Origin of the sequence: Nocardia flavorosea (assembly GCF_015477805.1) — a bacterium.
Lineage (GTDB): Bacteria > Actinomycetota > Actinomycetes > Mycobacteriales > Mycobacteriaceae > Nocardia > Nocardia flavorosea_A.
Window position 1 is genome coordinate 775,865 of sequence record NZ_JADLQL010000001.1, and the last position, 20,389, is coordinate 796,253.

General features: G+C 68.8%; 19 protein-coding genes. 15 read left to right on the forward strand and 4 right to left on the reverse strand.

Annotation, left to right across the window (positions count from 1 at the left end; translation table 11 throughout):
• The first annotated feature begins 47 nt into the window (after positions 1–47).
• The 5 genes from IU448_RS03535 to IU448_RS03555 all read left to right on the forward strand — a co-directional run bounded on the left by IU448_RS03535 (position 48) and on the right by IU448_RS03555 (position 6,456).
• Entirely contained in the window at positions 48–959 is a 912-nt protein-coding gene (locus tag IU448_RS03535; protein WP_195054018.1) for a helix-turn-helix domain-containing protein, read from the forward strand.
• Positions 960–991: 32 nt separating this feature from the next.
• Entirely contained in the window at positions 992–1,924 is a 933-nt protein-coding gene (cysD, locus tag IU448_RS03540) for a sulfate adenylyltransferase subunit CysD (RefSeq protein WP_195054019.1), read from the forward strand.
• Positions 1,924–3,762, forward strand: coding sequence for an adenylyl-sulfate kinase (cysC, locus tag IU448_RS03545; protein WP_195054020.1), 1,839 nt, complete (start codon positions 1,924–1,926; stop codon positions 3,760–3,762). Before cysD ends, cysC begins: the two co-directional genes overlap by 1 nt.
• A 99-nt stretch (positions 3,763–3,861) precedes the next feature.
• A complete protein-coding gene (locus IU448_RS03550; protein WP_195054021.1) occupies positions 3,862–5,724 on the forward strand; it encodes an acyl-CoA dehydrogenase in 1,863 nt (620 codons plus the stop codon).
• A 213-nt stretch (positions 5,725–5,937) separates the two neighbouring features.
• The gene (locus IU448_RS03555) at positions 5,938–6,456 is read left to right on the forward strand and encodes a DinB family protein (protein WP_195054022.1); all 519 of its coding nucleotides are present in this window, start codon (positions 5,938–5,940) and stop codon (positions 6,454–6,456) included.
• A gap of 68 nt (positions 6,457–6,524) precedes the next feature.
• Here IU448_RS03555 and IU448_RS03560 read toward each other — a convergent pair whose 3' ends face one another.
• Complete coding sequence (locus tag IU448_RS03560; protein ID WP_195055009.1) at positions 6,525–8,198, reverse strand: 2-isopropylmalate synthase; 1,674 nt, start codon at positions 8,196–8,198, stop codon at positions 6,525–6,527.
• 263 nt (positions 8,199–8,461) lie between these two features.
• Here IU448_RS03560 and IU448_RS03565 point away from each other — a divergent pair, with 263 nt between their 5' ends.
• From IU448_RS03565 to IU448_RS03580, 4 genes are all read left to right on the forward strand, one after another.
• A complete protein-coding gene (locus IU448_RS03565) occupies positions 8,462–9,133 on the forward strand; it encodes a FadR/GntR family transcriptional regulator (protein ID WP_195054023.1) in 672 nt (223 codons plus the stop codon).
• 97 nt (positions 9,134–9,230) lie between these two features.
• Positions 9,231–10,031: an ABC transporter ATP-binding protein gene (locus tag IU448_RS03570; RefSeq protein WP_195054024.1), complete on the forward strand. Its 801-nt coding sequence runs from the start codon at positions 9,231–9,233 to the stop codon at positions 10,029–10,031.
• A gap of 76 nt (positions 10,032–10,107) precedes the next feature.
• Positions 10,108–10,713: a QsdR family transcriptional regulator gene (locus IU448_RS03575; protein WP_324188498.1), complete on the forward strand. Its 606-nt coding sequence runs from the start codon at positions 10,108–10,110 to the stop codon at positions 10,711–10,713.
• A 12-nt stretch (positions 10,714–10,725) separates the two neighbouring features.
• On the forward strand, positions 10,726–11,292 hold the full coding sequence (locus tag IU448_RS03580; RefSeq protein ID WP_195054026.1) for a nucleotidyltransferase family protein: 567 nt from the start codon (positions 10,726–10,728) through the stop codon (positions 11,290–11,292).
• On the opposite strand, the gene IU448_RS03585 is transcribed toward IU448_RS03580, so the two are convergent.
• Positions 11,226–12,374, reverse strand: a complete 1,149-nt coding sequence (locus IU448_RS03585; protein WP_195054027.1) for an XdhC family protein — start codon at positions 12,372–12,374, stop codon at positions 11,226–11,228. The two genes, IU448_RS03580 and IU448_RS03585, sit on opposite strands and share 67 nt — an antisense overlap.
• A gap of 324 nt (positions 12,375–12,698) precedes the next feature.
• On the opposite strand from IU448_RS03585, the gene IU448_RS03590 reads away from it, so the two are divergent.
• From IU448_RS03590 to IU448_RS03615, 6 genes are all read left to right on the forward strand, one after another.
• A complete protein-coding gene (locus tag IU448_RS03590; protein WP_195054028.1) occupies positions 12,699–15,044 on the forward strand; it encodes a xanthine dehydrogenase family protein molybdopterin-binding subunit in 2,346 nt (781 codons plus the stop codon).
• Complete coding sequence (locus IU448_RS03595; RefSeq protein ID WP_195054029.1) at positions 15,041–15,916, forward strand: FAD binding domain-containing protein; 876 nt, start codon at positions 15,041–15,043, stop codon at positions 15,914–15,916. Before IU448_RS03590 ends, IU448_RS03595 begins: the two co-directional genes overlap by 4 nt.
• On the forward strand, positions 15,909–16,409 hold the full coding sequence (locus IU448_RS03600; protein ID WP_195054030.1) for a (2Fe-2S)-binding protein: 501 nt from the start codon (positions 15,909–15,911) through the stop codon (positions 16,407–16,409). The genes IU448_RS03595 and IU448_RS03600 overlap by 8 nt, the downstream gene beginning before the upstream one ends.
• A 27-nt stretch (positions 16,410–16,436) precedes the next feature.
• Positions 16,437–17,177 (forward strand): SRPBCC family protein, encoded by a 741-nt coding sequence (locus IU448_RS03605; protein ID WP_195054031.1) that lies wholly within the window; start codon positions 16,437–16,439, stop codon positions 17,175–17,177.
• Positions 17,178–17,379: 202 nt separating this feature from the next.
• On the forward strand, positions 17,380–17,703 hold the full coding sequence (locus tag IU448_RS03610; RefSeq protein WP_195054032.1) for a DMT family transporter: 324 nt from the start codon (positions 17,380–17,382) through the stop codon (positions 17,701–17,703).
• Entirely contained in the window at positions 17,700–18,392 is a 693-nt protein-coding gene (locus tag IU448_RS03615; protein WP_195054033.1) for a TetR/AcrR family transcriptional regulator, read from the forward strand. Before IU448_RS03610 ends, IU448_RS03615 begins: the two co-directional genes overlap by 4 nt.
• Positions 18,393–18,540: 148 nt before the next feature.
• On the opposite strand, the gene IU448_RS03620 is transcribed toward IU448_RS03615, so the two are convergent.
• Both IU448_RS03620 and IU448_RS03625 read right to left on the reverse strand, forming a co-directional pair.
• A complete protein-coding gene (locus IU448_RS03620; protein WP_195054034.1) occupies positions 18,541–19,170 on the reverse strand; it encodes a DUF305 domain-containing protein in 630 nt (209 codons plus the stop codon).
• A gap of 82 nt (positions 19,171–19,252) precedes the next feature.
• Complete coding sequence (locus IU448_RS03625; RefSeq protein WP_195054035.1) at positions 19,253–19,708, reverse strand: hypothetical protein; 456 nt, start codon at positions 19,706–19,708, stop codon at positions 19,253–19,255.
• Positions 19,709–20,389: the final 681 nt, after the last annotated feature.

Below are 20,389 nucleotides of genomic sequence, written 5' to 3' on the forward strand. Positions count from 1 at the left end.
GTACATTCTTATATCAAAAAGATTAGAACCTGTTCTAGGAGTGGTCAATGGCAGCGGGCCCGGCGGAGGTGCGCGAGGTGGGACGGCGATCGGCGCCCACACAGCGCGTGATCCAGGTGATCGATTACCTCACCGCGCGGCGCGGCCGCCGCGCCGGACTCTCGGAAATAGCGCGTGACCTGGGTCTGGCCAAACCCACCTGCCTGGGAATCCTCACCGAGCTCACCGCCGCCGGCTACCTCACCCGCGACCCCCGCACCCGCGACTACGGCCCGGGTCCCGCACTCATCGCCGCGGGACGGGTCGCCCAGGACAGTTTCGCCATTGCCGGGCTCGCCCACCCCGAACTGGGGCGCCTCAGCGCGAAATATGCCACCACCTGCACCGCGTCCGCCGTGGTCGGCGAACGGATCAGCGTCTTGGACAGCGCCGGCCCGGCCATGGTGCGTGTCGGAGCGACCTATCGTTTCGCGCCGCCGGTCGGCCTGATGTACGTGCTGTGGGATACCGATGCCGCCTTCGACGCCTGGCTCACCACCCCACCGACGGTGCCCCTGCATCAGGACGAGACCCGGCTGCGCCGACTCGTCGCGGAATGCCGCGAGCGCGGCTATCTGGTGGAGAGCATGACCGGCGCGGGCCGGCAGCTGTACTCCATGCTGGCCGGGGTCGGCGGCCACGAAATGCCGGATGAGCTGCGCACCGCCGTTGCGGAGCTGGTGACCACACTCGGCGAGCGGGTGTACCTGGGCGCGGATCTGCGTCCCCGCAAGGAGCATCCGGTGAGTCTGCTGGCCGCCCCGACGTACGACGCCGACGGCCGCCAGCAACTGGTGCTCACGATGTATGTGGGCACCTCGATCACCGGCGCGGAGATCGCCCGCCGCGGCACAGCGCTCGTGGCGGCAGCGGACGCGGTCACCGCGGCGGCGGGCGGGCAGCGGCCGCAACACCATTGACCGTTCATAGAAACGTGTTCTAGTTTTTAAGCGTGAGCCAGCACACGAAGTCGGCAGCGGGCACTTACGAGCTTTCGCATCAGGCCGCACTCGAGGCCGAATCGGTCCACATCCTGCGGGAGGTGGCCGCGACCTTCGAACGTCCCGTTCTCCTGTTCTCCGGCGGTAAGGATTCGGTGGTGATGCTGCATCTGGCCACCAAAGCGTTCTGGCCGGCGCCGGTACCGTTCCCGATCCTGCACATCGACACCGGGCACAACTTCGACGAGCTGATCGCCTACCGCGACGAGGTCGTCGCGAAGTACGGGTTACGCCTGCTCGTGGGCCGGGTCCAGGACGATATCGACGCGGGGCGGGTCACCGAGGACACCGGCCCGCGGGCCAGCCGTAACCGGTTGCAGACCACGACACTGCTGCGCAGTGTGCGCGAGGGCCGGTTCGACGCAGTATTCGGCGGCGCCCGCCGCGACGAGGAGAAAGCCCGCGCCAAGGAACGGGTCTTCAGCTTCCGCGACGAGTACGGCCAATGGGATCCGCGCCGGCAGCGGCCGGAGCTGTGGAATCTCTACAACGGCAAACACCGCCCCGGCGAGCATATCCGGGTGTTCCCGCTGTCCAACTGGACCGAACTCGATATCTGGAGCTATATCGCGGCCGAGGATATCGATCTGCCGCCGCTGTACTACGCCCATCGCCGGCCGGTGGTCCAGCGCGACGGGATGCTACTGGCCCACACCCGGTTCCTCACCCTGCTCGACGGCGAGGAACCGCGGGAGGCGCTGGTCCGGTTCCGCACCGTCGGCGATGCCACCTGCACCGGCTGTGTGGAATCCACCGCGGCCACACCGGCCGAGGTGGTCACCGAGGTCGCCACCGCCCGGATCACCGAACGCGGTGCGACCCGCGCCGACGACCGGATCTCCGAGGCCGGGATGGAAGACCGTAAACGAGAGGGTTACTTCTGATGAGCTCCCTGTTGCGCCTGGCCACGGCGGGCAGCGTCGACGACGGGAAATCCACCCTCATCGGCCGGCTGCTGTTCGATTCGAAAACCCTGTTCACCGATCAGCTCGACGCGATGGAACGCACCAGCCGCGACCGCGGCGAGGACTATCCGAACCTGGCTCTGCTCACCGACGGATTGCGTGCGGAACGGGAACAGGGCATCACCATCGACGTCGCGCACCGCTACTTCGCCACCCCGCGCCGCAAATTCATCATCGCCGATACCCCGGGGCATGTGCAGTACACCCGGAACATGGTGACCGGCGCCTCGACCGCCGATTTGGCACTGATCCTCGTGGACGCCCGGCACGGCGTGGTGGAACAGACCCGCCGGCACGCCTTCCTGGCCTCCCTGCTCGGCGTACCGCATCTGGTGCTGTGCGTGAACAAGATGGACCTGGTGGACTGGTCGGCGCAGCGGTTCGCCGAGATCCGGGAGGAATTCGCGGGTTTCGCGTCCCGGCTGAACATCGCCGATCTCACCTTCATCCCGATGTCGGCATTGCACGGCGACAATATCGTGCACCGCAGCGCCACCATGGACTGGTACGAGGGCACGCCGCTGCTGCACCATCTCGAAGAAGTGCATATCGCCTCCGACCGCAACCTGATCGACGCCCGGCTGCCCGTGCAGTACGTGATCCGCAGTCACACCCCCGATTTCCGCGGCTATGCGGGAACGATCGCCAGCGGGGTGTGGTCGCCCGGGGACGAGATCACCGTACTGCCCTCGGGGCTGTCCACCACGGTGACCGGGATCTGGGGGCCGGGCGGCAGCCCGCTGACCGAGGCTTTCCCCCCGCAGGCGGTGACGGTGACGCTGGCCGATCAGCTCGATATCGGCCGCGGCGATATGCTGTGCCGCCCGGCCAACCGGCCGCAGACCGGCCGCGATCTGGACACCATGGTGTGCTGGTTCAGCGACGAAGCGGAGCTGCGCCCCGGCGCGTCGTACACGGTGCGGCACACCACCCGCAGTGTCACGGCGGAGATCCGCTCCCTGGACTACCGGCTCGATGTGAACACCCTGCACCGCGACGAGAACGCGAATACCCTGGCGCTCAACCAGATCGGCCGGGTCCAGTTGCGGACCCGGCAGGCGCTGCAATTCGATCCGTATCGCCGTAACCGCACCACCGGCAGTTTCCTGCTGGTCGACGACGCCACCGGCGATACCGTCGGCGCCGGGATGATCACCGGTCCCAGCCTGCCCGCCTCGCGGGTGGTGTGGCATTCGAGCGCGGTCGGCCGCGCGGAACGGCCCACTCGTGGTCGTACGGTCTGGCTCACCGGGCTGTCCGGTTCCGGGAAATCGTCGGTGGCGGTGGAGCTCGAACGCCGCCTGGTCGCGGCGGGGCGGCCGGCGTTTCTGCTCGACGGCGACAATCTGCGGCACGGCCTCAATGCCGATCTGGGGTTCTCGGCCGCGGACCGGACGGAGAACATCCGCCGGGTGGGTGAGGTCGCGCGACTGTTCGCCGAGTCGGGAACGGTCGCGATCGTCTCGCTCATCAGTCCTTACCGAACCGACCGCGAAAGGGCCCGAGCGGTGCACGACGCCGCCGGTATCGCGTTCCTGGAGGTCTTCGTGGACACCCCGCTGGACATCTGCGAGGCCCGCGACCCCAAGGGGCTGTACGCCAAGGCCAGGACCGGGGAAATCCGTGGGTTCACCGGTATCGATGATCCCTATGAACCGCCCGTGGCCCCGGCGCTCGTGCTGCGGCCGGAGGACGGCGACCCCGCGGCGATGGCCGCCGCGATCCTGGCGTTGCTGGCCAGCGAGGACGACGCCTGATACGCACGGCCGGCCCAGCGCGGAGACCCGCGGCGTTCGGGATCACGACATCCGGCCATATTTGATACTCTGGCCGCAACTTGTACCGAAAGGGTGGTTATGCGGTCTACTCTGCTGTCCCGGCGTGATCTGGAGTTCCTGCTCTACGAATGGCTCGATGTCGAAAGCCTCACCCGGCGGGACCGCTATGCCGAGCATTCGCGGGAGACCTTCGATGCCGTTCTCGACCTGAGCGAGCAGCTGGCCACCAAATATTTCGCCACCCACAACAAACTCAACGACAGCCGCGAACCGGCCTTCGACGGTGACAAGGTCACGATCATCCCGGAGGTCGGACAGGCATTGTCCGCTTTCGCCGACGCCGGGATGGTCGGCGCCACCATGGACACCGAGCTGGGCGGCGCGCAGTTGCCGGCGGCCGTCGCGCAGGCCGGTTTCGCCTGGTTCCACGCCGCGAACCCGGGCACCAGCGCCTATCCCCTGCTGACCATCGGCAATGCCAACCTGCTCGCCGCCCACGCCGAACCCGGCCTCGTACGCCGGTTCGTACCGCCGATGCTGGCGGGCCGGTTCTTCGGCACCATGTGCCTGTCGGAACCGCAGGCCGGATCCTCACTCGCCGATATCGTCACCCGCGCCGAACCCGACGCTTCCGGTATGAGCGGGCCCGACCCGGAGGCGGTAGCGGAAGGTAACCACGCAGGGCCGCCGCCCGGGCCCGGTCGTTACCGGCTGTTCGGCACCAAGATGTGGATTTCGGGCGGCGATCACGAACTCGGTGACAATATCGTGCACCTGGTGCTGGCCAAGATCCCCGGCGGCCCGGCGGGCACCAAGGGAATCTCACTGTTCGTGGTGCCGAAATTCCTGGTGCACGAGGACGGATCGCTCGGCGAACGCAACGATGTGGCGCTCGCCGGACTCAACCACAAGATGGGTTTCCGCGGGACGGTGAACACGGTCCTCAATTTCGGCGAGGGCCGCTGGACGCCACACGGTGCCGCGGGCGCGATCGGCTACCTGGTCGGCGAACCGCACCAGGGACTGAAATACATGTTTCACATGATGAACGAGGCACGCAACGGGGTCGGGCTGGTGGCCGCCGCCCTCGGTTACACCGGCTACCTCGAATCCCTCGACTACGCCCGCAGCCGTCCCCAGGGCCGCACCAAAGGCGCCGCCGATCCGGCCGCCCCGCAACGCCCGATCATCGAGCACGCCGATGTGAAACGGATGCTGCTGGCGCAGAAGAGCTACGCCGAGGGCGGGCTGGCCCTGGTGCTGTACTGCGCCCGGTTGATCGACGAACAGCGCACCGCCGAATCCGATGAGGAACGCCGCGCCCGCACCCTGCTGCTGGACATACTCACGCCGATCGCGAAGAGCTGGCCTTCGCAGTGGTGCCTGACCGCCAACGATCTCGCCATCCAGGTCCTCGGCGGATACGGCTACACCCGCGAATACAACGTCGAACAGCACTACCGCGACAACCGCCTCAACCCCATCCACGAGGGCACCCACGGTATCCAAGGCCTGGACCTGCTGGGCCGTAAAGTCACCCAGCAGGGTGGGGCAAGCCTGCGCGAACTCGACGACCGCATCCGGGCCACCCTTTCGGCCGCGCACGAACTCGGCGGTGAGCCCGCCGAACTCGCCGACCGGCTGGAGAAGTCGTGGAGTCGACTGATCACGGTCACCGGCAACCTGTTCACCACCGGGGATATCGAGGTCGCGCTGGCCAACAGCTCCGTCTATCTGGAAGCCTTCGGCCACCACGTGGTCGCCTGGATCTGGCTGGAGCAGATGCTCGCCGCGCACGGCCGCACCGGCGATTTCTACGACGGTAAACGGCATACGGCTCGCTACTTCTTCCGCCACGAACTTCCCCGTACCGGACCGCAACTGGACCTGCTGGGCGATCTCGACACCACCACACTCGATATGGCACAGGATTGGTTCTGACCCGGCCGGACACCGCACCGTATCGCGGCGCGAGCCCGGCTTCCGGACCGGCCGAACGGTTCGCGACAGACTGCTCCCCGGATGCAGTGATCCGGGGAACTCGGCTCGAGCAGGCCGAACCCGGCGCCGGCCGGTGTGGTCATCTCCGCACCCGGAGATGTGGTCGGTCCCGGGACAGTGGCGCGTCGCAGACGACCGGTTAGATTGGTCGGGATGAGCTGGCGCGCCCCCGATATCGACCGGATCGACACCGTACCCACCGGCCCGGAACGGCCGATGCTGCAGTCCTGGCTGGACTTCCACCGGCAGACCCTGCTCGCCAAATGCGCCGGCCTCGGCACCGCGCAGCTGAAACAGCGTGCGGTACCACCCTCGGCACTGTCGTTACACGGCTTGGTGCGCCATATGTCGGAGGTCGAGCGCGGCTGGTTGCGAATCACCGCGGCGGGACAGCGGCTCGAGTATCTCTACTGCTCCGAAACCGACCCGAACGGCGATTTCGGCAATACCGGCACCGCCGATCCGGCTGCCGATTTCGCCGTCTACCGGCAGGAGACACAGCTGGCGGACGCAGCGGTGGCCGATCTCCCACTCGACCACCGCTGCCACCATCCGGCCGGAACCGAATACAGCCTGCGCTGGGTATATCTACATCTCGTCGAGGAGTATGCCCGGCACAACGGTCACGCGGATCTGCTGCGCGAACAGATCGACGGCCGGACCGGAGACTGAGCCCCCGGGTACGACCGGCGGCCACGCGAGCGAGCGCCGCGACGAAGCCGGACGGATTCCGCCCCCGCTCACCCGCGAGCGGCCGTCCCGGCGGCCCGCACCACGGCTGCCACCGCGGCCGCGTCCACCGAATCGGCGCGGGCACACGACCATCCGATCCGGCCGGCACGCCGATACTCCAGGTAGGCGATCGCCTGTCCGGCGACAGGGTGGCCGGACAGGCCGAGCACCTCGATCACGCGGCCCACCTGCCCGAGTGCCGAGACCACCGCGGATACCGGGCTGCGCTCCGCATGGGTACTCCGGTGCGGCCGGCCGTCGACCACGAGCCCCACGCTGATCACCGGGAACTCCTCCGAGCTGACGACACGCAGGTCTTTCAACTCTACGTCGGGCGGTTCCGGCGTATCCAGATAGGCCGCGTCGAACAGGGCACGCAGTTCGGCTCCGGTGACCTCCGTCCCGGAACCGTCCGTATGCCGCTGCACCTGCCGGGCGAAGTCGATCTGCAACCGCCGGGGCAGGTCCAGACCGTATTCGGTGTCGAGCAGGTAGGCGATACCGCCCTTGCCCGACTGCGAATTCACCCGGACCACGGCGTCGTAACCGCGTCCGATATCGGCCGGATCGATCGGCAGGTACGGTACCCGCCATTCGATCTCGTGTTCGGGTCGGTTCGTGCGCGCGGCCCGTTCCCGATGCTCGGCGAATCCCTTCTTGATGGCGTCCTGGTGGGTGCCGGAGAACGCCGTGTGCACCAGATCCCCGACATAGGGATGCCGTGGATGGACGGGCAGACGGGTGCAGTATTCGACGGTGCGCCGGATCTCGTCGACATCGGAGAAATCGATCATCGGGTCCACGCCCTGGGCATGCAGATTCAGGGCGAGGGTGGCGATATCGACGTTGCCGGTGCGTTCGCCGTTGCCGAAGACACAGCCCTCCACCCGTTGTGCACCGGCCAGTACCGCCAGTTCGGCGCAGGCCACCCCGGTGCCGCGGTCGTTGTGCGGATGCACCGACAGCACGACGCTGTCGCGACGGGCCAGATTGCGGTGCATGTACTCGATCTGGTCGGCGTACACATTGGGAGTCGCGATCTCCACCGTGGCCGGCAGATTCAGGGTCACCGGGCGCTGCGGACTCGCCTGCCACAGCTCGGTGACACTGTCGCAGATGTCGAGGACGTAGCCGGGTTCGGTTTGGTTGAACACCTCCGGGGAGAACTGGAAACGCACCCGCGGCAGATCACCGGCGAGTTCGAGAACATCGCGCGCGCCGGCCAGGATCAGTTCGCGGACTTCGCGGGAATCTTTGCCCAGCACGGTATCCCGCCAAACCGGGGCGGTGGCGGTGTACAGGTGGATCACCACCTCGCCGGCCAGCCCGCGGACCGATTCCACCGTCCGGGCGATCAGGTCCCGCCGCGCGGGGGTGAACACCACGACCGTGACGTCCGGCGGGACGGTCCCGGTATCGGCCAGGACCCGTACGAAATCGAAATCGGCTTGCGAAGCCGACGGATAGCCGACCTCGATCTCCTTGTACCCCATGGCGACCAGCAGGGCGAAAAACCGCAGCTTGCGCTCGGGATCCATCGGTTCGGCCAGGGCCTGGTTGCCGTCGCGCAGGTCCACCGGGACCCACAGCGGGGCCTGCCGGATCCGGGCGCCCGGCCAGCGCCGCTCCTGCTCGGGAACCTGTACCCGATCGTGGATATCGCGATACCGGTGCGACGGCATCTGTGAGTGCCGCTGCCGGTACCAGTCCGGCGCGGCCTCGGGGAGCGCGCCGGCGGGTGTGTCGATGGTGGGGTATGTCGTGGTCATGGGGATTCGTCCCGAATCTTCCTGTTCGTTCGGCCGCACGGAAACGGTGATCGGCCGACGACAAGACCCCACGGCGGGGCGGCCGATCGTTCAGGCCCCGCCGTGGCGGCCGAGGAGAAGCTGCTGCGACATATGGCAGACTGTACACAACTCATCAGACAAGTAGCGAGGTTCGGATGGTTACCCAGGTGCGACGCCACCCGTTGGCCGAGCAGGCAGCCGATCTACTACTGGCCCGCATCCGGGCCGGCGAATGGCCGCTCGGGCATAAGCTGCCGGGCGAGACGACGCTGGCCGCCCAGCTCGGCGTGGGACGCTCGACACTGCGCGAGGCCGTGCGCGTCCTGGCCGGTAAGGGCGTGCTCGCCAGCCGGCAAGGCGCGGGTGTCTTCGTCACGGCACTGGACATCCCTGAGGACTGGGATATCGTGCTGCGCCGGGCCACCATCGCCGCGGTCCTCGAAGCCCGGATCGCCATCGAGGCCGAGGCCGCCGCGCTGGCCGCCGCGCGGCGTACTCCGGCCGATCTGCGCGCCATCCGGCGGGCGCTGTCGGTACGGGCCACCGAGGGTGGCACGATCGCCGACCTCGTCGACGCCGATACGGCGTTCCATCGCGCCGTGATCGTGGCCGCGCACAACGACATCCTGACCCAGCTCTTCGACACCTTCCTCCCCCGGTCCCGGGCCGCGATGATCGATATGCTGCAACTGCGCCCGATGCCCACCCCGGACGAGGACCACGCGGCGCACGAACAGCTCGCCGAGGCGATCGCCGCGCGCGACTCCGCCGCGGCGGCCACCTACAGCCGCGCCCACCTCCACACCATCAAGGAAGCCTTCGCGTGAGCGTGTCACCGCGGCGGGTCACAGCGCCGGCCAGCCCCCAGAGTCACCGACGATGCCCCATCGCACAGAGCACACCCACACCTGAAGGAAAAACACAGTGAACACCACCGTTGTGGAGCTGACCGATGTCACCTTCCGGCGCGACGGCAATCCGATCATCGACGGCATCTCGCTGACCGTCCGCGCCGGCGAACACTGGGCACTGCTCGGCCCGAACGGGGCAGGAAAGAGCACACTGCTCGGTTTCTGCGGCGCACTCACCCATCCCACCAGCGGGACGGTCCGCATCCTCGGGGAACAACTCGGGCGGGTGGAACTGCAGAAACTCCGGCGCTCCATCGGGCATGTGAATCCCCGTCATCCACTGCGGTCGCCACTGACGGTGCGGGAAGTCGCACTCACCGGGCTCACCGGCACGGTCGATTTCCCGATGCGCTGGACACCGCGCCCGGCGGATATCGATGCGGCGAACGATGCGCTCGAGGCGGTCGGCATGGCCGCCAAGGCCGGACGGACCTGGCCCACTCTCTCCCAGGGCGAGCGGGGACGCACGCTGATCGCCCGCGCGCTGATCACCGCCCCGCGGCTGCTACTGCTCGACGAACCGACGACCGGCCTCGATGTGGCCGCGCGCGAACAACTGCTGCACACCATCGCCACCCTGGACCGGACATTGCCCGACCTCGCATCCGTGCTGGTGACCCATCACCTGGAGGAACTGCCGACGAGTACCTCCCATGCACTGCTGATCGCCGGGGGGCGGCCGGTCGCCACCGGCGCGGCGGACGAAACCATCACCACGGCAAACATTTCCGAGGCATTCGACCATCCAGTCCGCGTCGACCGCCGGGGCGGCCGCTGGTCCGCCCGATCCCCGGTGACCCAGCCGGTGGCATGATCTCTACACTCGGAGCCCGGATGACCCCAGAAACCACCCTTTAGATACACGGGACACTATGTGTATCGTAACTGGGGTGACCACAGCCAGCCGTACGTCCCGACCCCCCGGCCGTCCTGCCTCTGCCACCCGGGAAGAAGTCGTAGCCCTGGCCCGGCAGGCCTTTCTGGCCGGCGAACGGGTCGATATCCAGGCGATCGCCGCCCAGCTCAAATTGAGCCGCGCCTCGATCTACCGCTGGTTCGGCTCCCGCGACGGCGTCCTCGGCGCGGTCCTGTCCGGGGAATTCGAATCACTCATCGAACGCGCCGACGCGCGACGGCGCGATACGGGCGCCCGGCGCATCCTGGCCGTACTCGACCGGGTCAACCGCTGGATGGCGGGCAACGAACCGTTCCGGCGCTATTTCGAGAACGAACCACTGGCCGGCCTGCGCATCCTGACCTCCAGCGACGGCCCGGTCCAGCCACGCGTCCTCGCCGCGGTGCAACAGCTCATCACCCGCGCCGAAGAACAGGACGGATACGCACCGCAACTGGAACGCCCGCTGCTCGCCTACTCCCTGGTGCGACTGGGTGAGGCATTCCTCTACCACGACAACGTGACCGGGCTCCGCGGCGACGTCGACCGGCTGTACCAGGTGCAGGCCGCGCTGCTGGGTATCGACCTACCGCAGGCATAGGCCCCGCCGGCCATGGATGCCGAAAGTTCCGGTCCGCGCACGGAAGCCGCGGGAGTGGTGCTCGCCGCCGGCGCCGGCCGCCGGTTCGGCCGGCCGAAGGCCGAGGTGCGGTTCGCGGGGGAGCGGCTGGTGGATCGCGCCGTCCGGCTGCTGCGCGACGGCGGCTGCACGCGGGTGGTCGTGGTATCGGGTGCGGTGCGGTTACAGGTCGCAGAGGCCACGGTGGTGCACAATCCCGGCTGGGCCGGCGGTATGGGTTCGTCGCTGGTGACCGGCCTGCGCGCGGTCCGGGAAAGCGCGGCGGTGGTGGTACCGGTCGATATGCCCTGGCTGGGGTCCGGCGCCGTGCGCAGACTGCTCGATACCGGCGCCCGCCTCGCCGTGGCGACCTACGGCGACCGGACCGGGCACCCGGTGCTCCTGGGAGCCGAACACTTCCCGGCGGTGATGGCCACCGCGGTCGGCGATACCGGAGCACGCACGTTCCTGGCCGCCAATCGTGAACTGATCCACTATGTTCCGTGCGACGACACCGGTTCGCCCGATGATGTCGATACCCCGCACGACCTCATCCGCTGATCCCCGGACCGCTCCACCGCCGCGACCGGCGCGTGAATCGGCCGGGTGGTGGCCGACAGCGAACGCGCCGAACCACCGTGCCGATGCGCGATGATCTCCGCGCCGATGGCGACCGCCGTCTCCTCAGGGGTCCGGCCTCCCAATTCGAGCCCGATCGGGGAATGCAACCGGGCGAGTTGGGCCGCGGTGACACCGGCCTCGCGTAACCGGGCCCGGCGCTCGATATCGGCTCGGCGCGACCCCATCGCGCCCACATAGGCGACCGGCAGCCGGAGCGCTTCGACCAGAACCGGGATATCGAATTTCGGATCGTGGGTGAGCACGCACAACACGGTCCGCGAATCCACCTCGGTGGTGCGCAGATAGCGGTCCGGCCATTCGGCGACCACCTCGACGTACTCCGGATATCCGCCGCGGTCGGCGAAAACCGGTCGCGCCTCGCAGATCGTGACGCGGTAGCCCAGTAACCGGCCCACCCGGGCGAGCGCATCGGCGAACACAGTGGCACCGAAGACGATCATCCGCGGTGGCGCGGTGAAGGATTCGGCGAACAGTTCGCGGGCCGATGCTCCGCATCCGATCGTCCGAATTCCGCAGACGCCCTGTTGCGCCGCGGAGCGGGCGAACGCCGCCATCGACTCCGGCGGGTCACCACCTGATCCGATCACCGACTCCGGTGTCACGGCCACTGTTTCCCCGGTCGCGAGATCGCGGACCAATGCCGCGGAGCCGCGCGCGTTCAGGGCGGTTTCGAGCACCGGCCGCTCGGCCGCGCCGATCCGCTGGACGAAAACCTCCAGTTCACCGCCACAGGTGAGGCCGACGGCCAACGCGTCGGAATCGCTGTACCCGAAGCGCTGCCGGACCGGCACCCCGGAGGCCAGCACCGCGGTGCACAGATCGTAGACGGCGCCCTCGACACATCCGCCGGACAGGCTGCCCCGGACCGCACCGGAGGCGTCCACCGCCATACTCGCCCCGAGCGGTAGCGGCGCGCTTCCCCGGATGTCCACCACAGTCGCCAGGGCGTACTCGACCTCCTCGGCATGCCAACCGGCCAGGTGTGCTGCCAGCTCGCGCATACACCATCTCCTCACCGCGACGGTAGCGGGAAACCCCGGATCACATGCGAGAATAATACTGTCCAAAACCGATATTGCAATTCTTTGAATCGGCATATCCTGTATTGACACTGCCGAGAGGCCGGTGCTAAACAAGTGCTCAGCATCGGCGTGCCGAACCCCGTAACGCCACCGGGCCCGACCGGCCGAATCGGGGACCACACAGCGGTCCGGGCGTCCGCACGCCGGTACCCGCGATATCCCGCGAACGGAGGAACGCCGGATGGGTCGACACAGACTGTTCCGCAGCGCCACACCCCCTGCCCCGACGCGACGGAGCCGACGATGAGCACCACCGAGAAAACGACCGCGGTCGGCGCACGGATCCCCCGGATCGAGGATCTGCGCCTGCTCACCGGCGCCGGCACCTTCGTCGACGACATCACCCGCCCCGGCATGGTCCACGCGTGTTTCGTCCGCAGCCCGCTCGCCCGGGCGCGGATCACGGCGATCGACACCACCGAGGCCGCCGCGCTCGACGGTGTCGTGGCGATCTACACGGCCGCCGAACTCAACCCGCTCGTCACCGAGATCTCCTACGCCCTGGACACTCCCGGCTTCCCGGAGGTACCCCGGCCGCCGCTGGCCGAGGGAGAAGTGCGTTTCGTCGGCGACCCGGTGGTCCTGGTGGTTGCCGCCGACCGCTACATCGCCGAGGACGCCGCTGAACTCGTGGTGATCGACTACGAACCGCTGGACCCCGTGGTCGACTACGAAACCGCCGGTACCGCGACCGGACTCGTTCATGCCGAACACCCCGGCAACTCCGCGGGCGGGCTGGCCGGGCGGGCTCCCGCCGATCTCGCCCCGGTGTTCGAATCGGCCCCGCATGTGGTGCGTCAGACCGTGCACCAGCAGGCCTACGCTCCGGTCCCGCTGGAAACGCGCGGCATCGTCGCGGAATGGACCGCCCCCACCGGCGAGATGACCGTCTGGACCTCCACCCAGTCACCACACGAGGTGCGAGGCTTCTGTTCCCGGCTGCTCGGCGTCGACGAGCACCGGGTGCGAGTTATCGTGCGCGACACCGGCGGCGGATTCGGCCAGAAAGTGGCCCCCCAGCGGGAGGAAACCTGCGTGATGCTGGCCGCCCGTACGCTGCGGCACGCCGTGAAATGGATCGAGGACCGGCAGGAGAACCTGATGGCCGCCGGCGCCGCCCGCCACGAACACGGCGAGGTCGCCATGGCTTTCGACGACGACGGCCGCATCCTGGCCGCCACCATCGAGCATGTGCAGAACGTGGGGGCCTACCCGATCCCCTCGCCGCTCACCTCCTCGATCGCGGTCGGGATGCTGTTCCCCGGCCCGTACCGGGTACCGGAAGCCGGATTCAGCACCGCCTCCTACTACTCCAACACCGTCGGCCGGGTGGCCTACCGCGGTCCCTGGCAGTTCGAATCGGTATCCCGCGAACTACTTCTGGATACGGCCGCCCGCCGTCTCGGTCTGGACCCGGTAGAACTGCGGCGGCGGAATATGCTCAGCCGCAGGGAAATGCCCGTCGCCAATCCGAACGGTATGCCCTACTCCGACGCCTCGCCGCTGGAGACCTTCGAACAAGCGCTGCAGATCCTCGACTACGACGCGTTCCGCGCCGAACAGGCCCGGGCCCGTGCGGAAGGCCGCTACCTGGGGGTCGGAACCTGCACCTATGTGGAACCGACCACCGGCAGCACCCCGTTCCTGAGCACCGAGGGCGCCACCATCCGGATCTCGGCCACCGGCAAAGTGAACGTCTACCTTTCGGGCGGGTCGGCGGGTAACAGCCTGGAGACCACCGCCGTCCAGCTCACCGCCGACGCGCTCGGCGTGGATCTCGCCGATGTGCAGACCGTGCAGGGCGATACCGCCGTGGCCCCGCAGGGTGGCGGCACCAACGGCAGCCGATCCGGTTCCATGGCCGCCGGCGCCATCGCGCAGACGGCCGCGATACTGCGGGACCGGATCGTCGCCATCGCGGCGCATCAACTAGGGGTCCCGATCGAGGACGTCGAGTTCGCACATGGTCGCGCGGAGGTGACGGGGACCGGGAAATCGCTGTCACTGGCCGAGATAGCGCAGATAGCGTACTTCCAGACCGAACTCCTTCCGGCGGGAGTCACGCCCGGGCTCGAGGCCACCGGACGGCACCGCGCCGATCAGATGATGATCTGGGCCAACGCCACCCACGTCTGCACCTGTGAGGTCGATATCGACACCGGTGCGGTGAAACTGCTGCGGTTCGTCGTCAGCGAGGACGTCGGGCCGATGATCAATCCCAACGTGGTGGAGGGCCAGATCTACGGCGGCACCGTGCAGGGTATCGGCGGCGCGCTCTACGAGCATCTGGCCTACGACGACGACGGGAACCCGGTCGCCACCACCTTCCTGGACTATCTGCTGCCCACCGCGACCGAGGTCCCGGTGATCGAACTCGGTCATGTCGAAACGCCGAGTTCCGGGCCGGGCGGGTTCAAAGGGGTCGGCGAGGGCGGCGCGATCGGCTCGACACCGGCAGTGCTCAACGCCGTCGCCGACGCGCTGGCGCCGTTCGGCGTGCAGATCGACCGGCTCCCCCTCTCCCCGGCCCGGATCGTGGAAATGATCGAGACGGCCCGCGCGAACCGGAACCCGGAGGTGACCGCATGAAACCCGCGGCCTTCGACTATCACGCCCCCGCCACCGCGGACGAAGCAGTGGCCCTGCTGACGAACCTCGGCGACGAGGCCAAGATCATCGCCGGTGGCCAGAGCCTGGTCCCGATGCTGGCGCTGCGCCTCGCCGTCTTCGACCATCTCGTCGACCTGCGCCGCGTCGACGAACTGCGGGGTATCGAAACCCGCGGCGATTCGATATGGGCCGGGGCCGGCACCACGCACGCCGCGGTGGGGCGGTCCGCGGAGATCCGCCGCGATATCCCGCTGCTGCACCGGGCGACCCCGCTGATCGGCCATTTCCAGATCCGCAACCGCGGCACCCTCGGCGGTGCGATCGCCCATGCCGACGCCGCCGGCGAATACCCGGCGGTCGCGCTGACCCTCGACGCGCGGATGCACACCCTCTCGCCGCGCGGCCGGCGCGAAATCGCGGCGGCGGACTACTTCACCGGAATGTGGAGCACCGCCATGGAGCCCGACGAACTACTCACCGGGATCACCTTCCCGGTGTGGCGGGGACGTACCGGGTTCGCGATCGAGGAATTCACCCGCCGGGCCGGTGATTTCGCCATGGCCGGAGCGACCGTCGCGGTCCGGTTGAACGCGGACTCCCGGGTAGAGCAGGTCGCACTGGGACTGTTCGGCCTGGCACCGACACCGGTGCGGGCCACCGCCACAGAATCCGAGGTGCTCGGGCGCCCGGTCGCCGAGATCGACCCCGCGGAAGTCGGGCGGTCCGCTACCGCGGCTCTGAACGCTGTTCCCGCCGATATCCACGGATCCGCCGAGTACCGGCGCCGGATCGGGGCGGTCATGGTCGCGCGGGCCTGGACTCGCGCGGTAGAGGAGGCGAGCAATGACTGATATCGAGATCTCGGTGGTGGTCAACGGGGTTCGGCGCCGGGACCGGATCCCGCCCCGGCGCACCCTGGCCGACTACCTGCGCGAGACCTGCGGTCTCACCGGCACCCACCTCGGCTGCGAGCACGGCGTCTGCGGTGCCTGTTCGGTGCTGCTCGACGGCGCGGCGGTGCGCGCCTGCCTGGTTTTCGCGGTCCAGGCCGACGGCGCCGAGGTGACCACAGTCGAAGGTCTGGCCGAACCCGACGGCCGGCTCTCCCCGGTGCAGCAGGCATTCCGCGACCACCACGGCCTGCAGTGCGGTTTCTGCACGCCGGGGTTCGTCGTCTCCGCCACCGCGTTCCTCGCGGAAAATCCCGACCCCGGTGACGACGAGATCCGCGAGGCGCTGTCCGGGAACATCTGCCGGTGCACCGGCTACCAGGGCATCATCCGGGCCGTCCGGGACGCCGCCACCACGATCGCCGCCGAAACCCCCGCGACCCCGCATGCCTGACCGGCCCACCGAAGCCAAGGACCGCGAATGAAACTCGAGAACACTTTCCAGATCCCCGTTCCGGCCGACCGGGCCTGGCCCGTTCTGCTCGACCTCGAGCGGCTCGCGCCGTGCGTTCCGGGAGCCACCCTCACGTCCCGGGAGGGCGACGATTTCCACGGCAAGATCAAGGTGAAACTCGGACCGGTCGGGCTCACCTACAACGGTGTCATCAAGATCCTGTCCCAGGACGCGGACGCCAGAATCGCGGTCCTCGAAGGTGGCGGTCGCGAAACCCGCGGCAACGGCACCGCGAAGGCGGTGATCACCTGCCGCCTGGTGGAATCCAGCGGGGTCACGGATGTCTTCGTCGACACCGAACTGGCGATCACCGGTAAACCGGCCCAGTTCGGCCGGGGCGCACTGGCCGATGTGGCGGGTACGTTGATCGGCGCCTTCGCCGACAACCTCGCCGCGGAGATCACCTCGTCGGCGGGCGGGGTCGCCCACGACGAGGTATCCGATGCGGCGAGCAGTGCGGCTACGGCCGACGCCACCGAACCCGCCCCCGCCGACGCCACCGAACCCGCTGGATCCGCACCGGCCGGCTCGCCGGCACCGTCTCGATCGCCCGCGCCGACATCTGTCGCCGCGCGGCCCGCCGCCGAACCCATCGACCTGATGGCGGCCGCCGGATTCTCCGCCGATCGCCGACTCCTGCTCGCGCTGGGCGCGGCAGCGCTGGTGATCCTGTTCCGGCTGTCCCGGAATCGGCGGGAGTACGGGTAGGCGCGCCTCGCACGGCCCACAACCCGAACACCTTCACGCGATCCGGACGGAGCCTCCTTCGCACGCTGTTTCCCCGCCGGCCCGGGCGAGCGGCCTGTCACCCGCAAAGCCGGCGCCGGTGCACGCCAGGGCCCAAGCACCGTGGGCGCATCGGTGTACGTTTGTCCATGGACAAACGTACACACTACGGAGGGACCGGGCCATGGCACTGGTTATGCTCGGACTGGCGATCGTCGCCGAAATCGTCGGAACGAGCCTGCTCAAGGCCACCGAGGGATTCACCAGGCTCTGGCCGACCGTCGCTTCGCTGGCCGCGTACACCGTCGCCTTCGTCCTGCTGGCCCAGGCGATCGCACGCGGAATGCAGGTGGGGTTCGCATATGCGGTGTGGTCGGGTCTGGGCACCACCCTGATCGTGATCGTCGGCGCGCTGTTCCTGGGCGAATCACTAGGCCCCGCCAAGATCGCGGGGGTGGCGCTGGTGGTCGCCGGTGTGGTCACCCTCAACCTGGCGGGCGCGCATTGACACCCCGGGACCCGCACCGGCGCCGCCGCATACTCGACGCCACCCGCGCCCTGATCCCCCGTCACGGGATCGCGGGAATCACCCATCGCCTGGTGGCGGCCGAAGCCGGCGTGCCGGTCGGCTCGACAACCTACTACTTCGCCGACCTGGCCGAGCTCACCGAGACAGCGCTGGCCGAAACCGCCGCGGCCACCCGTGCGGCCCTGGCGGACTGCGCCGACCGACTGGCCGGCGGCGCCGATCTGCCGGCCACGCTGTCGGCGCTCACCGCCGGCTACCTCGATCACCCGGAGCAGATGCTCACTGTCAACGAGCTCTATCTCGCTGCGACCCGCCACCCCGAACTCCGCCCGCTGGCCCGGGTGTGGTTCGACGGACTCGTCGATATCCTCACTCCGCACACCGGTGCCACCGCCGCCCGGGCGATCGCGATGTACCTCGACGGGGTACTGCTGCACGCCCTGTCCAACGATTCCACGATCGACACCGCCGCGATGACCGCGGCTCTGACAGCCCTCACCACGCTCGGCGACGAACCGACCTCCGGCCGGGCCGGAAACAGGATGACCGGGATCGCCACCGGCCGCGAACAGCACGCCCCGCCCGGGGGAACCCCTATGCCGTTTCAGCTTCCGCCCGCGGTTCACCGCAACGACAACCCCGCTACCCGGCGAAACCGCACCGGGTAGCGGGCCCGTGACTGCGCCCGATATCCCCGGAACGGCGCGGCCTGGACACAGCCGGGTCGCCTGCTCCGAACGCACGCTCGAACCACGGCATCCCGGAAACCGGCGAGGTGACCCGGCCCGCCGAATACGGCCGGGTCACCTCACTCGCTCAGCCTTCCAGGATCGCCCGCATCTCCTCGATTTCGGCCTGCTGGGCGTCGATGATCTCCTGCGCCATGGTCCGGGCCTGCGGATCGCTGCCCTCGGCCAGTTCGGTCTGCGCCATCTGGACCGCGCCTTCGTGGTGGTCGATCATCATCGTCAGCCACATCCGGTCGAATTCCGCACCCTGCGCCGCCTCGAGTTCGGCCATCTGCTCATCGGTCATCATGCCCGGCATACCTTCGTGATGGCCGCCGGAATGACCGGTGCCCTCCGGTACCGGGGCACCCCACGCCTGCAGCCACCCCGTCATCGCGGTGATCTCGGGATCCTGCGCCTGCTGGATGCGGGCGGCGAGATCGATCACCCGGGGGTCGGTCGAATGCGAGGGCACCAGCGCCGCCATCTCCACGGCCTGCCGGTGGTGCGGGATCATTTCCTGCGCGAAGCGGATATCGGCATCGTTGTGCTCGCCCTCCGCCGGCGACGTACCCGACGGACCCGCGACCGCGGAGGTGGTCATCGCACCACTCGCCGGCCCGGTGCCCGATTCGCCGGTGTCGTCACCGCAGGCGGTCAGCACCACGGCCGAGGCGAGGAGGGCGAGCGCGGATGCGGTCAGCGACTTCGTGTTCATATTTGCGTTCTCCTTGAGTGTCGGTTGTCGTGACTGGCGCGGCAGCGCCGCGACCCGGAACACCGGGCCCGGCGGGCGTCCGTCACAGCCGCAACACACCCAAGGAAGCCAAACGCCGGGCAAGTGGTGGCGGGGGGCGCGCCCAGCCGATCGGGGCGGGCGGGATGACCGTCACCGGTGTGTACCCGTCCATGCCGTGGGCGACGACGAACAACGCCAGCACGATCCCGGCCAGTGCGGTCAGGACGGCCAGGCACAGATGCAACAGTTCGTGGCCGGCACCATGGCCGCCGGGAACGTCGTGCGCGGGGTCCGACGCGACCGCGGCCGGCGTGGTGCAACAGCGTGAGTTTGCCGGATCGGACTGCGTACCGGCTGCCGGAAAACCGGTTCCCGGGACGGTGGACAGCAGCAGCTCATGGTGCGCCGGGGCGGCAGCGGGATCGCCGGCGGGGAGATGATGCATGCCCAGCAGTGCCACCGCCAGAAAGGCCGGCAGCATCCACCGAACGAACGTTCCCGCGATGCCGGAGTGCACGGAACCGAATCTAGCAACCTGCTCCGCACCCGGCCGTCACGGGCATTACCGTCCCCATTGCTCACCCGTCTATGCAGTTCCCACGTCTACGCGGCCCGTTCCGGCGGAGGCTCGACGCGGCAGCGGAGGCCGCGGTCGCTGTTCTCCGGTCGGCTCCCGAGGCGCCGACCGGAACCGGCCGCGGCCCCGGAGCCACGATCCCCCGCGATCACCCGGCCGCCGGTAGCCGGTGCACTCTGCGGTACCCGGCGTTCTCGAGGGCAGAGCACCCACGCCGTACACGAGACGTCGAACGGACCCGGCACCGCGAGCGCCACGGCAGCGGCGATCCCGGACCGACAGTACCGAGACCCGACCGACCCACGTGATGGCGATAGTCGGCGTCGAACAGGGCGGCAGGCCCTCGCCGCCCCTGGGCGGCCCCTGCCCAGACCGCCGGCAATTCCACGTCGCGGTTCCCGCCTGCGTCGGCAACGTCCGGTTCGCGTTCGACCGGCTCGACGTCCGCCGGTAACCCGTCCGGGCCGTTCGCCGGACCCCGAGTCGCTGGACCCGGGTACCCGGGTCCTGGAACCGGGCCCCCCGAACCGCTGGATCCCGGAACCCGCGGGCCGCGGAATCCGGACCGCCCTGACCGGCTGCGCCGGAGCCGTGGAGCGTTGAGCCCCGTCGAGCCATCGA

Bases quoted from the DNA above. Each gene is read 5' to 3' on its own strand.
- IU448_RS03535 (WP_195054018.1), top strand. From the start codon at position 48: ATGGCAGCGGGCCCGGCGGAGGTGCGCGAGGTGGGACGGCGATCGGCG.
- cysC (WP_195054020.1), top strand. From the start codon at position 1,924: ATGAGCTCCCTGTTGCGCCTGGCCACGGCGGGCAGCGTCGACGACGGG.
- IU448_RS03550 (WP_195054021.1), top strand. From the start codon at position 3,862: ATGCGGTCTACTCTGCTGTCCCGGCGTGATCTGGAGTTCCTGCTCTAC.
- IU448_RS03555 (WP_195054022.1), top strand. From the start codon at position 5,938: ATGAGCTGGCGCGCCCCCGATATCGACCGGATCGACACCGTACCCACC.
- IU448_RS03560 (WP_195055009.1), bottom strand. From the start codon at position 8,198: ATGCCGTCGCACCGGTATCGCGATATCCACGATCGGGTACAGGTTCCC.
- IU448_RS03565 (WP_195054023.1), top strand. From the start codon at position 8,462: ATGGTTACCCAGGTGCGACGCCACCCGTTGGCCGAGCAGGCAGCCGAT.
- IU448_RS03580 (WP_195054026.1), top strand. From the start codon at position 10,726: ATGGATGCCGAAAGTTCCGGTCCGCGCACGGAAGCCGCGGGAGTGGTG.
- IU448_RS03585 (WP_195054027.1), bottom strand. From the start codon at position 12,374: ATGCGCGAGCTGGCAGCACACCTGGCCGGTTGGCATGCCGAGGAGGTC.
- IU448_RS03590 (WP_195054028.1), top strand. From the start codon at position 12,699: ATGAGCACCACCGAGAAAACGACCGCGGTCGGCGCACGGATCCCCCGG.
- IU448_RS03595 (WP_195054029.1), top strand. From the start codon at position 15,041: ATGAAACCCGCGGCCTTCGACTATCACGCCCCCGCCACCGCGGACGAA.
- IU448_RS03600 (WP_195054030.1), top strand. From the start codon at position 15,909: ATGACTGATATCGAGATCTCGGTGGTGGTCAACGGGGTTCGGCGCCGG.
- IU448_RS03605 (WP_195054031.1), top strand. From the start codon at position 16,437: ATGAAACTCGAGAACACTTTCCAGATCCCCGTTCCGGCCGACCGGGCC.
- IU448_RS03610 (WP_195054032.1), top strand. From the start codon at position 17,380: ATGGCACTGGTTATGCTCGGACTGGCGATCGTCGCCGAAATCGTCGGA.
- IU448_RS03620 (WP_195054034.1), bottom strand. From the start codon at position 19,170: ATGAACACGAAGTCGCTGACCGCATCCGCGCTCGCCCTCCTCGCCTCG.